This is a genomic window from Marinobacter sp. F3R08 (assembly GCF_018860425.1).
Taxonomy (GTDB): Bacteria; Pseudomonadota; Gammaproteobacteria; order Pseudomonadales; family Oleiphilaceae; genus Marinobacter.
Map to the genome: position 1 here is coordinate 547,779 of NZ_JAHKPI010000014.1, position 14,207 is coordinate 561,985.

Genomic DNA, 14,207 nt, shown 5'->3' on the forward strand with positions numbered 1-14,207 from the left:
TCAGGCGGTCAGTCGGCCGTCACGGTAGTCCTGTAGAGTCTGTTCGATTTCTTCCCGGCTGTTCATCACAAACGGACCGTACTGGACAATCGGTTCCCCGATAGGCCTGCCGGCAATCAACAGCAGGCGCGCACCGGCCTTGCCGGAGTTCACACTAATCTGGTCGCCGTCATTGGCCAGAATGTTAGCGGCGCTGAGCTGTAGTTCAGTGTCGCCAAGTCGGGCGCTGCCCTCGTACAGATAGAGCATGGCGTTATGGCCCTCGGGCACAGGCAGCGCGAGCCTGCTGAACGGCTTCAGATGGATATCTGCGTAGACCGGTTGAGTGCTTCGGTCTGGCATGGGTCCTTCATGGGACTGGCCGTCCACGACGACCGTCCCGGCGATCAGCTTGATTTTGCTGCCCTCGACGGCAATCTCCGGGATTTCTTCAGGCTGGATGTCCTGATAACCCGCTTCACCCATCTTTTCTGCCGCGGGCAGATTGAGCCATAGCTGGAAGCCCCGCATCATCCCTTTTTCCTGCTGGGGCATCTCTGAGTGAATGATGCCGCGCCCGGCGGTCATCCACTGTACCCCGCCGTTACGCAGATCGCCCCGGTTGCCCAGATGATCCTCATGCAGCATGTGGCCATCGATCATGTAGGTCAGGGTTTCGAAACCCCTATGCGGGTGTGCCGGAAAACCAGCGATGTAGTCGGCGGCCTCGGCCGAACCGAATTCGTCCAGCATCAGGAACGGGTCCAGGCGAATACTCTGTCGCTGTCCGATGGAACGCTTGATACGCACGCCGGCACCGTCAGAGGTTTCCAGGGTGGGAATGATGTGTTGCAGGGAACGCAGGGTCATGATGTCCTCCTCTCGATTGGTCCTGACTCTATTTAAGCGGGATGAGAGGAGAGAATAAAACGCAGAAATCTGCGGAGGGGCATCAAAAAAACTGATGAACCGGAGGCACTCTGTTTCAGGTGCCTCCGGGTGCCATTACTCTACGTTGCGGGAGTAGAAAATTTCCAGCATCTCCCGGCGCAAGCGATCTTCAATGGATTGTGCTTCTGTGGGATCCAGGTCACTGGCGTTCACTCCGAACACATAGTTGTCGAGTTTGAAGTTCTTCAGCATCATCTTGGTGTGGAACAGATTTTCCTGATACACGTTGACATCGATCATCTGATAGGCGTTCTGGGTGTCTTCGGTCAGATAGTTCTGAATCGAATTGATGTCGTGATCAATGTAGTGCTTGGTTCCGTCCACGTCCCGGGTAAATCCGCGCACCCGGTAATCCACGGTCACCACATCGGAATCAAAGCTGTGGATCAGGTAGTTCAACACTTTCAGTGGAGAGATCAGTCCACAGGTTGATACATCGATGTCGGCCCGGAATGTGCTCACGCCGTCGTGTGGGTGGCTCTCCGGATAGGTGTGTACAGTTACGTGGCTCTTGTCCAGGTGCGCGACGATGGTATCTGGCAACGGACCCGGCGATTCTTCGTTGTCGGGTTCTTCTCCGTTGGTGAGCTCATGCTCGGCAATCAGCATGGTGACGGAGGCGCCATGGGGCTCGTAATCCTGCCGAGCGATGTTCAGAACGTTGGCACCGATGATCTTGACGACGTCCGTCAGGATCTGGGTCAGCCGCTCGGCGTTGTACATCTCATCGATGTAATCGATGTAGGCCTCGCGTTGTTCTTCGGTCTGCGCATAACAGATGTCGTAGATGTTAAAGCTCAGGGATTTGGTCAGGTTGTTGAAACCATGCAGCTGGAGTTTTGATTCCATGCTCAGCCCCTCCGGATCTTGGAGATGAATGACTGCAGAGTCGCGTTTATGCGCTCTGCCAAGGCCGCCACCGACTACTGACCGGGTTGTTCACCTTTTGCGCAGACCGGCGGAGAGGGTGCGTATTATGCACACCGCAAGTGACGTTGGATAGTATTTGCACTGACATTTTAGCATCCGTGATTTCCCCTGCGTGGGACCTCGCGGATTGGGCGTCGGAAAGGCTCCGGTCGCCCCTGGCAAGCTTGTCCCTATGCCTCTTGAAGCTCATAGCTGTGGCTGATTTCCACACCGGCCTGTTCCAGCATGATTGACGCGGAACAGTATTTCTCTGCCGATAGACTCACGGCTCGTTTAACCAGACTTTCTTTGAGCTGGTTCCCGGTGACTACGAAATGCAGATGGATTCGGGTGAATACGGCCGGTACGGCATCAGCCCGCTCTGCTTCAAGCTCGGCATGGCACGCGGTCACGTCCTGCCGGCTTTTTTTCAGGATGCTCATGACATCGAAGGAAGAGCAGCCCCCGAGTCCCATAAGCAGCATCTCCATCGGCCGGGGGCCCAGATTCTCGCCACCATGGTCGGGTGGTCCATCGAGCTGGACGCTGTGTCCGCTGCCACTGGTGACTTTGAAACTGGCATTGCCGGTCCAGTCTACGATTGCTTTCATTGGGGCTTCTCCCTTGTGATTGCGCAGGGCCATAGACAACTGCCGCCCTGATAAAGACGATATCAGGTGCGGATGCTAGCACAACCGACGGCATCAGGCAGGCTGATCACAGATACATGTTGTATACTCTTTCCGGTTGCCCGTAACAGACCTTCTTGCTATAAGTTGCAGAGTTCTGCAGGAAAAAAGCACGAATCCGCATGGAAAGCAGGGTGCATAACAAACATTGGAACACGCCAGTATCTGAGGAGGCACGACTCGCATTATGGCCACTATCGTCAAACCGGTTGAGCAGAGAACCAAACATCTCGACTATTTCCTTTCGCAGTGTCATCGCCGCCGTTACCCCGCCAAGAGTACGATCATCTATGCCGGTGACAAGAGCGACTCTCTGTTCTACATCGTTAAAGGCTCTGTAACCGTCATCATTGAGGACGACGACGGTCGAGAGATGATCATGGCCTACCTGAACGCCGGTGACTTCTTCGGTGAAATGGGGCTGTTCGACAATATGGATTCCCGCAGTGCCTGGGTGAAGGCCAAAACTGAGTGCGAAGTAGCGGAAATCAGTTACACCAAATTCCGTGAAATTGCCCAGCAGGACCCGAGGGTTCTGTACTTTATTGGCGAACAGATGGCTTCCAGGCTGCGCCAGACCACCCGGAAGGTGGGTGACCTTGCGTTTCTGGATGTGACGGGGCGTGTTGCCCGTACCTTGCTGGATCTGTGTAAGGAACCGGATGCAATGACTCATCCAGATGGCATGCAGATCAAGATCACTCGCCAGGAAATCGGTCGTATCGTCGGCTGCTCCCGGGAGATGGTCGGACGGGTACTGAAAACGCTGGAAGATCAGGGGTTAGTCCGGGTCAAAGGCAAGACCATGGTGGTCTACGGAACCCGTTAGGTCCTGCTGAGTACTCTTGTTCCAAAAGGCCGCTTTCAACAGCGGCCTTTTTGTTTAAGACATGTGCGTTGATAACGCCGGGTACCCTGCTCGGGAGATTGCAGGGCTGATGGTGTCATGCAATCAGGGCGACGGATTTTATCTGCATCCAGACTTTGATTCCAGGCTCCAGTCCAAGCTGGGCGACGGCTCGACTGGTCAGCCTTGACAGGAGTGGCGTCGGCCCTGCCATGAGCCTCACCAGGCTGATGCCTGGCGCCACATCCGGGTCAATCTGATCAATGACGGCTGGCAACAGGTTCTGGATACTCTGGTTGGAATTTTCGGTCAGCGCCAGACTGACGTCCCGGGCCAGCACCCTTACCCGAGCCCGGTCTCCCGATTTCAGCTGGTGATCGTTTCGGAGCCAGAGCTGGCCGCCATCGAACCGGAACAGCGCCAGATGCCAGTGCTCGTCAAGATCGATAATCCGGCCTTCCAGCAAGGCGCCGGCGTCGTCCTGAATGCGGAACGGATTGTCGGTGCCGGCCAGGGTTTCGCGCAATGGCCCCTGCGCGACCACGCGCCCGTCCTCCAGCATCACAATATGATCCGCCAGTCGTGCAACTTCGGCCGTTGAATGGGATACGTAAATGATCGGAATGGCCAGCGTGTCGCGCAGTCGTTCGAGATAGGGAAGGATTTCCCGTTTGCTGTTCAGATCCAGAGCCGATAAAGGTTCATCCATCAGGAGCAAGCGTGGACTGGTCAGCAGAGCCCGGGCGATGGCAACCCGTTGACGTTCGCCACCGGAGAGGCCCGCAGGCATACGGCCCAGGTGTGACTCCAGACCCAGCCAGCGCACGGCATCGTCGAATTGAATCTGTCGGTCACCGGCCGAAATGCGGTGGTACCCGAATTCCAGGTTCTTTCGTACGTTCAGATGTGGGAACAGGTGGGTTTCCTGAAACACATAGGCCAGGGACCGTTTGTGGGTTGGCAGGATGAACGTTTCAGTCTGCCAGGGCTCGCCAAGAACCGTCATCGTTCCAGGAGCGCTTTGCAGGCCAGCGATGCACCTGAGTAGCGTGGATTTGCCGCAGCCGGAATGACCGAACAGGGCTGTGATGCCGGTGCCGGGCAGAGTCAGGTCAACGTCGAGACTGAAATCGGGAAACGCGCACTGGAAGCGGGCGCAGATAGCACGGCTGTCGGTCACCGGATGGCTCCCAGACGGGCTTTGCCATTCAGCGCATAGAGTGTAACCAGAACCACGAAGGAGAACACCACCATGCCGGCAGAGAGCCAGTGGGCCTGGGTGTACTCCAGGGCTTCGACATGATCGTAAATGGCCACTGATAAGACTTTTGTTTCGCCGGGGATGTTGCCGCCGATCATCAGGATTACCCCAAACTCACCGATGGTGTGAGCGAAAGTAAGTACTGACGCCGTCAGAAAGCCGTTGCGTGCCATGGGCATCGCAACAAACAGGAAACGATCCAAGGGCGCGGCGCGAAGCGTAGCGGCGGCCTCCATAAAGCCGTTACCAATGGCTTCGAAGGCGTTTTGCAGAGGTTGAACCGTAAAGGGCAGGGAATAGATCACCGATGCCACGACCAGGCCCTCAAAGGTAAAGGGCAGTAGTCCGATCCCCAGAGACTGGGTTATCTGGCCAACCCAGCCTTCCGGGCCCATGACCAGCAGCAGGTAGAACCCGAGCACCGTGGGTGGTAGCACCAGAGGCAGGGCAATGACTGCGGCAATTGGCTGGCGCAGCCAGTGACTGGTGCGCGCCAACCACCAGGCGATCGGGGTACCAATGAAGAGAAGCAGCAGGGTTGTTGTTGCAGCCAGCCTGAGTGTCAGCCAGATCGGATCCCAGTAGGTTTCAAGCATCAGTTGTCAGTGTCGTAACCATAATCCCTAATGATGGCTATGGCGGTGTCCGATTTGAGGAAATCGAGCCAGGCCAGCGCCGCCTTGTTCCCGGTACCGCGATTCAGCAGGATGACCTGCTGATCAATGGGCTGATAATAAGATTGGGGAACATGCCACAGGGTGCCTTTCTCTCCCGGCCAGGCTTTTACCTGAGACAGGGCCAAAAAACCGGCCTCGGCGTTGCGGGTGGCCACAAACTGGAAAGCCTGTGCTATCGAATCACCACGCACCAGTTTTCCCTGGAGCGCCGGCCAATAGCCCAGTCGTTCCAGGACTTGCTGCGCGGCAAGTCCATAGGGTGCGGTCTTGGGGTTGGCAATGGCGAGCCTGGCGAAAGGCTGTTGTTTCAGAAATTCCTCGGCATCGTCGAATGCGTTCGGCGCCGGGCTCCAGAGTGCCAGTTTACCCCTGGCGTAGATAAACCGGGAGCCGGGAACGCCGGCCTGATGTTGTTCGATCAACGCCGGCCTGCGTACATCCGCTGCCATGAAGACGTCGAATGGCGCGCCATTCATGATCTGGGCGTAGAGCTTGCCGGTGGAGCCAAAGCTGGCGGACACGGTGTGCCCGGTCTCGGCTTCAAACTCCCGGGCCAGTTCTCGTGCCGCGTCGGTAAAGTTGGCTGCAATGCCTATACTGACTTCGTCCGCGTTGGCCACGCTTACGCCAACAAATGTGAAAAGCACCGCCAGAGCCCGGAGCAGGTGACGGGCTGGAAGGTAACCCATTCAGCATCCTTATAAATTCAATCGATAGTGACATCAGTGCATGGTGACCTGTCCGGGTACCCTGGCTTTACCTGCGAATCTGATGTCAGGCACAGACTCAGGAGATAGTTCCAGACTTCTTCCCGGTTGGTTTCGTTGAGCATCTCATGTCGGCCGCCATTGAACAATCGCAGAGTGACTTTCTCCAGCCCGGCCTCACGGATTGATTGGAAATGTTTGCGGGCGCCGCTGCCCATTTCTCCCACGGCATCAGCGCTTCCGGAGAACAGATGCACGGGCAAGTCTTTACGCCAGGCTGGCGGTGAAATATCCAGAATGCCTCCGATGAAATCCCACCAGAGCCCGACAGAGCAAATGGACCCGCAGAGTGGGTCCGCGATGTATTGGTCCACCTGTTTCTGATCGCGGCTTAACCAGTCTGAGTCTGTGCGGTTAGGACGAAATTTGCGGTTGAATTGTTCAAAGGTCATTCGGGTAACAAGTCGGCTCCGGTATCGCTTGCCGCGAAACAGGCGTATCAGGCCGATCAGTGCCCGGGAGGCCAGGAGTTGCCCCCGGGCAATACGGTTGGTCGCGCTGAGAATCAGGGTATCCAGGCTGGCACCATGGGTCTGAACATAGGCCTGGGCAATAAACGACCCCATGCTGTGGCCCAACAGATTGACCGGTAGTCCGGGAGACAGTGAACGTGCGTACTGAATCACCTGGTGCAAATCGGCAACCACACTGGCCCAGCCATGTTGGTCGGCATAGTGCCCCCGCTGCCCGGGAGGACAGCCTGGGCCATGGCCTCGGTGATGGTAAGTGACAACAGTGATGCTGTTTTCGTTCAGCCAGCGGGCCAGCGGTCTGTATCGGTCGCCGTGTTCTGCCATACCGTGACTGATTACAAGGATCCCGACAGGATTTGCCGGGCTGAAGACGTTTCCGGATATGGTGTGGCCATCATCGGCGGTCAGTGTCAGGGGATGTTCGTTCATTGTCGTGGCCCGTTTCCTTATTGTTTTCAGCGCTGGCCGGGCGTTGCCACTCCGGCGGTTTCCATAGGTGAGTGAGGCGAGACAATAATCTGCCGGGCTGGGCCATGTCGCGGAACAGGTCCACGTATTCGTGGGTCCAGAGGACAATCAGGTTGTTGGAGTGAACTGGCCGGGTGATGCCGTATTGGGGGGGATGTTGCGCGTCTTCGTCGACAAATGTGCCGAACAGGCGGTCCCACAGAATCAGGGTGCCACCGTAATTTCGGTCGATGTAACCGGGGTTTCGGCCATGGTGAACCCGGTGATGACTCGGGGTGTTGAAGATCAGTTCGAACCAGCCGGGCAGTTTTCCAACCAGGGTGGTGTGAATGAAAAACTGGTACACCAGTGACAGGGCATAGGCCACCCCGATCCACACGGGATTGAGTCCCAACAGCGCCAGAGGCAGATAGAACACCCACATACCGTTGAAAATATTGGTCGCATTCTGGCGCATGGCGGTAGAGAAGTTCATCCGCTCCGAGGAGTGATGCACCACATGAGCTGCCCAGAACCATCGTACCTTATGGCTGGCCCGGTGCATCCAGTAGAAGCAGAAATCCACACCGAGAAAGGTCAGCAGGATTGTGAGCCCGTTCAGCTCAAAATCAAAGACACGGTAGTGATAGCAGAGCGCAAAAACAGGAAAGGCAATGAGACCGGCGAAGAGGAGTTCAGTCACCTGGTAGCCGGCGCCAAGTGCAAAGTTCCTGACCGCTTCGCGGGTATCCATCAACCGGGAATCGTGACGGATCTTCCGGTACTCCCACAGGGTGACGATCACGAAGACCGGGGTGGCGACCAGAAAGATGAGCTGCCGCTCATCCAGTGCCAGCCAGGGAGACGCCAGCTGCCAGAGGGGAAGCAGACCGCTGTCTTCCAGCACGGCCAGTATCATATCGCTTAACACCATTAGATTCCTGTCGGTTTCCTGATCCTACGTGCAGATTCTGGCACGGAACAGGACGATCGGAATGTCGGTTCACGTCAGATTGGCTGACCAATTCCGCCAGTGCCGGATTCAGACCGGCTGGCGGTTTTCGCGGTAGACTTTCTCGAGCGCCCCGAGCTGTGGCTCCCATTGAGTCAGCCAGGTTTTGATGTCCTGAGGAATTCGCGCAGGCTTTGGCCAGGGCACCGGGTATTGCTCTGGCTGGAACAGAGGGGCAAACAGGGCGGCGGCGGTCAGGTCAGCGCGCGTAAACTGATCGTCGACCAGGAAAGGGCGCTGGGCATAGACCGCTGTCAGTTCGGTGAGCAATGCCTCCATTTGCTGCCGGGATTTTTCGGCGGTTTTTTCGTTGATCTTCATCCACTGACGCATCAGCTCATCAACTCGGCTAAAAGCCAGGCTGAGGAGTATCCGGTTATAGAAAGGCGTGCCTGCCGCCAGCATGGGCACCACGATCTTGGGACGTTGCAGGAAGTGGTGGTAAGAGTAGCAGCGAACGGCAGGGCCGGCCTCCTCGTCCAGCCGGCGCTCCCATGCCAGCGCCTGCTCGCGGATTTCCGGGTCTGCCGGTGTCAGAGTATGCTCCGGAAAGCTCTGGTCCAGGTAATCCAGGATCGCGCCAGAGCCCTGAACCACGTAACCATCATGGTCCAGCACCGGCACCGACGATGCTTTGCCGGTCAGTTTCCGGATGGCTTTCACATGCTGTCCGGGTAGCAGGTTGACCGTTTCATAATTCAGCCCTTTGTAATCCAGGGCCCAGCGGACTTTCTCGCAGTAATGGGAAATGGCAAATTGGTAGAGTTTCAGTGCCATGGGGGTTTCTCCTAGGGTCAGCGTACCAGCATACTGCCGGTGAGCTGGTATAAGAAGCCTCGTCGAGTTTTCACGGTGGCCTCGCCAGTCGTTGGGTTTTAAACTGTCGCGTGAAATCATACCTATAAGGGAACTGATCATGTACTCACGACGAGTTTCTGTGTTGTCCGTCGTCACTGCGGCAGGTCTGGCCGTCTCCGCCTGCACCTCACTACCGGAAACCAGCCCGCCGGTTTCCGCCAGCTATGCTTGCGGACAGCTTGATATAGCCGTATCCGGCCATGAGGACAGCGATCTGATCAGTGTGGATTATCTGGATCGACAGGTCTTGCTCAGGCCCGAAGTCAGCGCCTCGGGGGCTTTGTATGTGGCCCCTGGCGATGATCAGACCCGTTTCTGGATCAAGGGTGAAAAGGCAACTCTGACACTACAGGGTCAGAACTACCCGGAATGTCTGCAACCTGGCGATCCGGGCATGCCGTTCGAGGCACAGGGCAACGAGCCCTTCTGGCACGCGACGGTTGAGGGGGACGAGCTGTTGCTTACGCGTCTCTTTGAAGCGGAGAGAACCCGCCGTGTTCCGGTTGAACTGGCAACAGCAAACGGGAATGGCAGGGAATTCATGGCAACGCTGGATGATCAGCCCATGACGCTCACGGTGACTCACGAGCTGTGCGAAGACAGTATGTCCGGGGTTCAATACCCGGCTCAGGCGCGCCTGGTGGTCGGCAATGATGAGTTCACCGGGTGTGGGGGCGACCGTCAGCGTCTCTTGCGAGGAGCTGAGTGGGTTGTTGAAGATGTTGCGGACAAGGGCATCATTGACAGTTCGCGGATTACCATCGAGTTTCTTGAGGGTAACCGGATTGCCGGCAGGGCTACCTGTAATCGATACAGCGGCACTTATAAGCTCGGCGGAGAGGGCATCGACATCGGCCCATTGGCAACAACCCGGATGGCCTGCGCGCCCGCGCTGATGCATCAGGAAGAACGTTTTCTTGCGCTCTTGGACGAGGTGACGTCAGCCCGTATCGGGCAACAGGGCCAGTTGCTTCTGTCGACACCGGACGGCAGCAGGATGCGAGCGTTTCAGTCTGACCACGACAGTCCGTAACTCGCCAGTATTTCTGTGATTCGTCCTGTGTTTTGCAGGGCTTTGATTCCGTCAGACAGATACGCTGCCAGTTCGGGCGAATCGCTGGCCGCCGATGAAAAAGCGATTTTCAGCGGGGACTCGTGTATCACCGCGACCATTTTCAGGTTCTGGCTCGGGTCGAGTGTTAATTGCCGCTCCATGACAAAGCGGTCTTCCGGGAAAACATCGGCACGCCTTTGATGCAGTAATTCGATAGCCCGGCTCAGAGGCGCGAGACCGGACAGAATCCACACCCGTTCAGGATCGCTCCGGTGACGAGTAATATAATCGTCGAGCTCAGGTGAGTAGGCGTAACCGTTGATCGCCAGCAAAGTGAGCTGGTTCAGTGAATCAATTCCCTGGTAGTGCCAGTTGCTGTCCGGCTGGGCGTAAAGTGCAATGATAGAGTACCCGATGGCGTGTTCCGGAAAGATGAACTCTGGTGAATTGCCGGGTAGTGCTCCGACAATGGCATCAACGTATCCGTCCCGGGCCTGCTGAACTGCTCGTGCCCAGCTCATGTTGACGTACTCTGTTTCGATACCGGCCAGAGCGAATGCTTCCCTGGCGATGTCGATCATGTAACCTTCTTGTTCGGAGCCGGCCACGCAATTGTGAGGGCACCAGGGGTCTGCGGCGAGGACAATGCTCTTGCGGGTCGGTGTCGGCACCTCAGCGCCCCTGGTTGCCTTGACTGCGGTTTCTGGAACGGCTGTTCGAGGGTCTTCTGCTTGCGGGCAGGCGGCAAGAAAAAGGACAGCAGAAAGAACCAGGGCTTTTGCCATGCTGATAGACCGGTATGCCGAGAAGTCGGCTCTATCTCAAGCATAGACCCTGGTGTCGGGTATTGTCATGGACAGGCGGCCATTAGGCCGCGTTTTTGTTCCTTTCAGTGGAGGCCGCAGTCGGCACAAGTGCCCGGGCCAGGTCCGTCATCTGCAGTGTGCCAATGTGTTCACCGTCTCTCACAACGCGGAAACGTAACGTCATGTCGCCCTCTGACTTCAGCAACACCGACTCCAGATTGTCATTTTCGGAGATGTCGCCTGCAAAGCTCGTGTCACCGTTGTCCCGCTGAGCCATGACGGAGCGAACCCTGAGAACCCGTGCCCGATTGATGTCGCTGATGAAGTCGACAATATACGGATCGCCGGGATTGAGCAGAATCTCCTGAGGGTCTCCCTGCTGAACGACTTCACCGTCTTTCAGAATGACCAGATGATCCGCAAGTTTCAGAGCTTCATCCAGGTCGTGGGTGATGAACACAATGGTTTTCTGAAGCTCTTCCTGCAGTTCCAGCAGCAGGTCCTGCATATCGGAACGGATCAATGGATCCAGTGCCGAGAAAGCCTCGTCCATCAACATGATCGGTGCATCCGAGACCAGGGCGCGGGCTATGCCCACACGCTGTTGCATGCCACCGGACAATTCATGGGGATACTGATTTTCATTACCCTCCAGTCCTACCCGTGCCAGCCATTTTCGGGCATCGGCCTCGAAATCTGATGTGGTGTAGCCACGGATGTTCTTGGCCATGCCGGCGTTTTCAAGCACCGTCTTGTGGGGCAGCAAGGCAAACTTCTGGAACACCATCGACATCCGCTCACGACGGAGTGTTCTGAGTTGTTGCTCGTTGTAGCCCATGATGTCTTCGCCATCGATACGGATCTCGCCGTCGGTAGGCTCGATCAGACGGTTCAGGTGTCGTATGAGCGTCGATTTGCCGGAACCGGACAGTCCCATGATGACGGTGATTTCGCCGTCCTGCATGTCAACATTGATGTCCCGGAGCCCCAGGACATGGTTCTGTTTTTCCAGCAGCTCGGCTTTATCCATGCCCCTGCGGACATACTCGAGACCGACATCCGGGGTTGGGCCGAAAATCTTGTACAGATTCTTTATCGAAATCTTGACGTTTTTTGTCATGATTGTGGTCCTCACTGCTTCTGCGCAGCATTGATGCGCGCCAGTGACGCTTTCGTTACCCGGTCCAGAATGACCGCGAGAATGACAATGCCCAGTCCGGACACCAGGCCGACGCCCAGCTCAAGATTGCGTATGCCGCGCAATACCAGAACCCCCAGCCCGGGGGCGGACACGAGCGAGGCAATCACGACCATGGCCAGACTCATCATGATGGTCTGGTTAACGCCCGCCATGATATTGGGCAACGCCAGGGGAATCTGGACCTTGTAGAGTTTTTGCCTGGCCGTCATACCGAAGGCATCTGCGGCTTCGATCACGTCTTTATCGACCAGCCGGATACCCAGGTTGGTCAGTCGAACAACGGGCACAATGGCGTACAGAATGATGGCAATGCCGTACAGTTTGGATTCGGTGACACTGAACAGGAAGATCAGCGGTATCAGATACACAAAGGGCGGCAACGTCTGGAGCATGTCGAGGATCGGTATCATCCCCCGTTGCAAGTTGTCACTTCGAGACATGGCAATGCCGATCGGAACGCCCAATAGCACGCACAGGAAGGCACAAACAAAAATGATCGCAAGCGTCTGCATGGCGTATTCGTAGTAATCAATAAACGCCAGGCCACTAAAGCTGAGCGCAACGAAAGCCACCAGTTTCCAGGATTTGCTCACGAGAAACACAACCGCCATGAGGATCGGAATAATGATCCACCAGGGGGCACTGAGCATTGCATAAAGGGCGCCATCCAAAGCCCAGCTCAGAGGTTGTGTGACAGGGTCGAGCACCACGCTCAGACCGTCCTTCACAGCCAGGAACCCTTCCTCGAGGCCCTTGGTCAATTCTCTGGATTGCGGAAAGGCTGGACAAGCTTTGTTCAGCGCGTCCATGGACGGGAACGGAAGTTCCCAGATTGATACATCGGTGGTTTCCTCACCTTTGGATTTGGACAACAACTGCGCCATGGACATCGGTGCGTTGCTCTTGCCCTCGGCACACCAGTCGTCGAGGCCCAAGGATGAAAAAACAAAATCGTAGGTAGCCATGGTTTGTCAGGTTCCTGCGCGTATCTCCGCCAGGTTAACGGACATCCGGTTATCGGTAAGAGGAAAAGTCAGGGCCAAAGGGCGGCCCTGACCTGAGGTGCTCGACTCAGTTTCCAAGAATGGAAGCGAGCTTCTTCTGTGCGGAGTCGTTGAGCCACTCCTTCCAGGTTTCGGTGTTGTTGCTCAGGAAGTAGACGGCGGCCTCTTCTGCGGACGCGTTGTTTTCGCTCTTCCAGGCCAGAACCTGACTCATGGTGTCGGTCTCGAAGGTCATCTTGCTAAGCATGTCGGCAACTTCCGGCTCTCTCTCACGGAAATCGGTGGTGACCGAAGTCAGTACCGGTGCTGCCGGGAAGTCGGATACCTGGGGATCCGGGTTGTCCCGGTTCTGGTTCGCCGTGTGCGCCGCTTCCTTGTACTCGCCGAGATCAATGCGGGTCATATCGAACTTTCCGAGCGGCACGGTCGGGCCCCAGTAGTAGCCAAACCAGGGCTCTTCACTTTGCACGGCCGATGCCATGGAAGATGCGAGGGTTTCACCGGAGCCGTGGTTGAATACCTCAATGCCCGAGGCTTCCAGGTCGAGTGCCTTGATCAGGTTGTCGTTAACGATACGGCAGCCCCAGCCATCGGGACAGTTGTTGAACCGGGCATCAACCAGTTCCGGGTTGGCCATGATGCCTTCGATGGTTTTCAGTTCCGGGTGCTTATCAACGACGTAGGTGGGAATCCACCAACCTTCAACGCCACCGGGCGTGAGTACCTTGCCCAGGCGCTCTACTTTGCCTTCTTCCTCAAGGCGCTTGTATACCTCGCCGGTAGAGTTGAGCCAGAGCTCGGTAACGATGTCAGGCTCGCCATTCTCCGCAACAGAGGTGATCGCAGGCACTGTATCGGAAGGAACCACTGCGACCTGGCAGCCGTAGCCCTGCTCCATAACAAACTTGGCCACGTTGGTAACGACCGAGGCTGATGCCCAGTTCATTTCGGTGATGGAAACTTCACCACATTCAGCCTGGGCCAGGGCGGGTACGGAAAGTGCGCACAGCAGTGCAGCAGACGTAAGCTTTCGCATAGTCGCTTCTCCTTTAATTGTGTTGTGTTTTTTTACGGGTGTTTTAGATAGTACGGAGCCTCGATCGGAAAAGATCGGGTCAGGGGGTATTTTCTGATCACCAACGTGATATGACAAAACAATGGGGGCTCGGTTAGTACCTACTTAATAGGATAACGATCCTTGCTCGAGTTACAAGGGCGTATCTGAAATGCGTCTTTCATGAAGACATGTTGCCGGGCGCTATCGTCAACAAG

The 14,207-nt window shown here is 56.4% G+C and carries 15 protein-coding genes; 2 read left to right on the forward strand and 13 right to left on the reverse strand.

The window, feature by feature from the left end; translation table 11 throughout:
* From KO499_RS05535 to KO499_RS05545, 3 genes are all read right to left on the reverse strand, one after another.
* Complete coding sequence (locus KO499_RS05535; RefSeq protein ID WP_215982702.1) at positions 1-849, reverse strand: pirin family protein; 849 nt, start codon at positions 847-849, stop codon at positions 1-3.
* A gap of 135 nt (positions 850-984) precedes the next feature.
* On the reverse strand, positions 985-1,779 hold the full coding sequence (gene speD / locus KO499_RS05540) for an adenosylmethionine decarboxylase (protein WP_215982703.1): 795 nt from the start codon (positions 1,777-1,779) through the stop codon (positions 985-987).
* 251 nt (positions 1,780-2,030) lie between these two features.
* A complete protein-coding gene (locus tag KO499_RS05545; RefSeq protein ID WP_215982704.1) occupies positions 2,031-2,450 on the reverse strand; it encodes an OsmC family protein in 420 nt (139 codons plus the stop codon).
* 265 nt (positions 2,451-2,715) lie between these two features.
* On the opposite strand from KO499_RS05545, the gene crp reads away from it, so the two are divergent.
* Positions 2,716-3,357, forward strand: coding sequence for a cAMP-activated global transcriptional regulator CRP (crp, locus tag KO499_RS05550; RefSeq protein ID WP_215982705.1), 642 nt, complete (start codon positions 2,716-2,718; stop codon positions 3,355-3,357).
* 115 nt (positions 3,358-3,472) lie between these two features.
* Here crp and modC read toward each other — a convergent pair whose 3' ends face one another.
* From modC to KO499_RS05580, 6 genes are all read right to left on the reverse strand, one after another.
* Complete coding sequence (gene modC, locus KO499_RS05555; protein ID WP_215982706.1) at positions 3,473-4,555, reverse strand: molybdenum ABC transporter ATP-binding protein; 1,083 nt, start codon at positions 4,553-4,555, stop codon at positions 3,473-3,475.
* Positions 4,552-5,232, reverse strand: coding sequence for a molybdate ABC transporter permease subunit (gene modB / locus KO499_RS05560; protein ID WP_215982707.1), 681 nt, complete (start codon positions 5,230-5,232; stop codon positions 4,552-4,554). Before modB ends, modC begins: the two co-directional genes overlap by 4 nt.
* Positions 5,232-6,002, reverse strand: coding sequence for a molybdate ABC transporter substrate-binding protein (modA, locus tag KO499_RS05565; protein ID WP_215982708.1), 771 nt, complete (start codon positions 6,000-6,002; stop codon positions 5,232-5,234). Before modA ends, modB begins: the two co-directional genes overlap by 1 nt.
* Before the next feature lie 17 nt (positions 6,003-6,019).
* Positions 6,020-6,982, reverse strand: coding sequence for an alpha/beta hydrolase (locus KO499_RS05570; protein ID WP_215982709.1), 963 nt, complete (start codon positions 6,980-6,982; stop codon positions 6,020-6,022).
* Positions 6,948-7,934, reverse strand: a complete 987-nt coding sequence (locus KO499_RS05575; protein ID WP_215982710.1) for a sterol desaturase family protein — start codon at positions 7,932-7,934, stop codon at positions 6,948-6,950. The genes KO499_RS05570 and KO499_RS05575 overlap by 35 nt, the downstream gene beginning before the upstream one ends.
* Positions 7,935-8,042: 108 nt before the next feature.
* Positions 8,043-8,789 carry a glutathione S-transferase family protein gene (locus tag KO499_RS05580; RefSeq protein ID WP_215982711.1) on the reverse strand — a complete coding sequence of 249 codons (747 nt, stop codon included), beginning with the start codon at positions 8,787-8,789 and terminating at the stop codon, positions 8,043-8,045.
* Positions 8,790-8,928: 139 nt separating this feature from the next.
* Between KO499_RS05580 and KO499_RS05585 the strand changes: the two genes are divergently transcribed.
* Positions 8,929-9,903, forward strand: coding sequence for an META domain-containing protein (locus KO499_RS05585; protein WP_228339761.1), 975 nt, complete (start codon positions 8,929-8,931; stop codon positions 9,901-9,903).
* Here the strand turns inward: KO499_RS05585 and KO499_RS05590 are convergent.
* From KO499_RS05590 to KO499_RS05605, 4 genes are all read right to left on the reverse strand, one after another.
* On the reverse strand, positions 9,879-10,709 hold the full coding sequence (locus KO499_RS05590; protein WP_215982712.1) for a substrate-binding periplasmic protein: 831 nt from the start codon (positions 10,707-10,709) through the stop codon (positions 9,879-9,881). The two genes, KO499_RS05585 and KO499_RS05590, sit on opposite strands and share 25 nt — an antisense overlap.
* An 82-nt stretch (positions 10,710-10,791) precedes the next feature.
* Complete coding sequence (locus tag KO499_RS05595; RefSeq protein ID WP_215982713.1) at positions 10,792-11,850, reverse strand: betaine/proline/choline family ABC transporter ATP-binding protein; 1,059 nt, start codon at positions 11,848-11,850, stop codon at positions 10,792-10,794.
* Positions 11,851-11,861: 11 nt separating this feature from the next.
* The gene (locus tag KO499_RS05600) at positions 11,862-12,896 is read right to left on the reverse strand and encodes an ABC transporter permease (RefSeq protein ID WP_215982714.1); all 1,035 of its coding nucleotides are present in this window, start codon (positions 12,894-12,896) and stop codon (positions 11,862-11,864) included.
* A 106-nt stretch (positions 12,897-13,002) separates the two neighbouring features.
* Entirely contained in the window at positions 13,003-13,971 is a 969-nt protein-coding gene (locus KO499_RS05605) for an ABC transporter substrate-binding protein (protein ID WP_215982715.1), read from the reverse strand.
* Positions 13,972-14,207 lie beyond the last annotated feature (236 nt).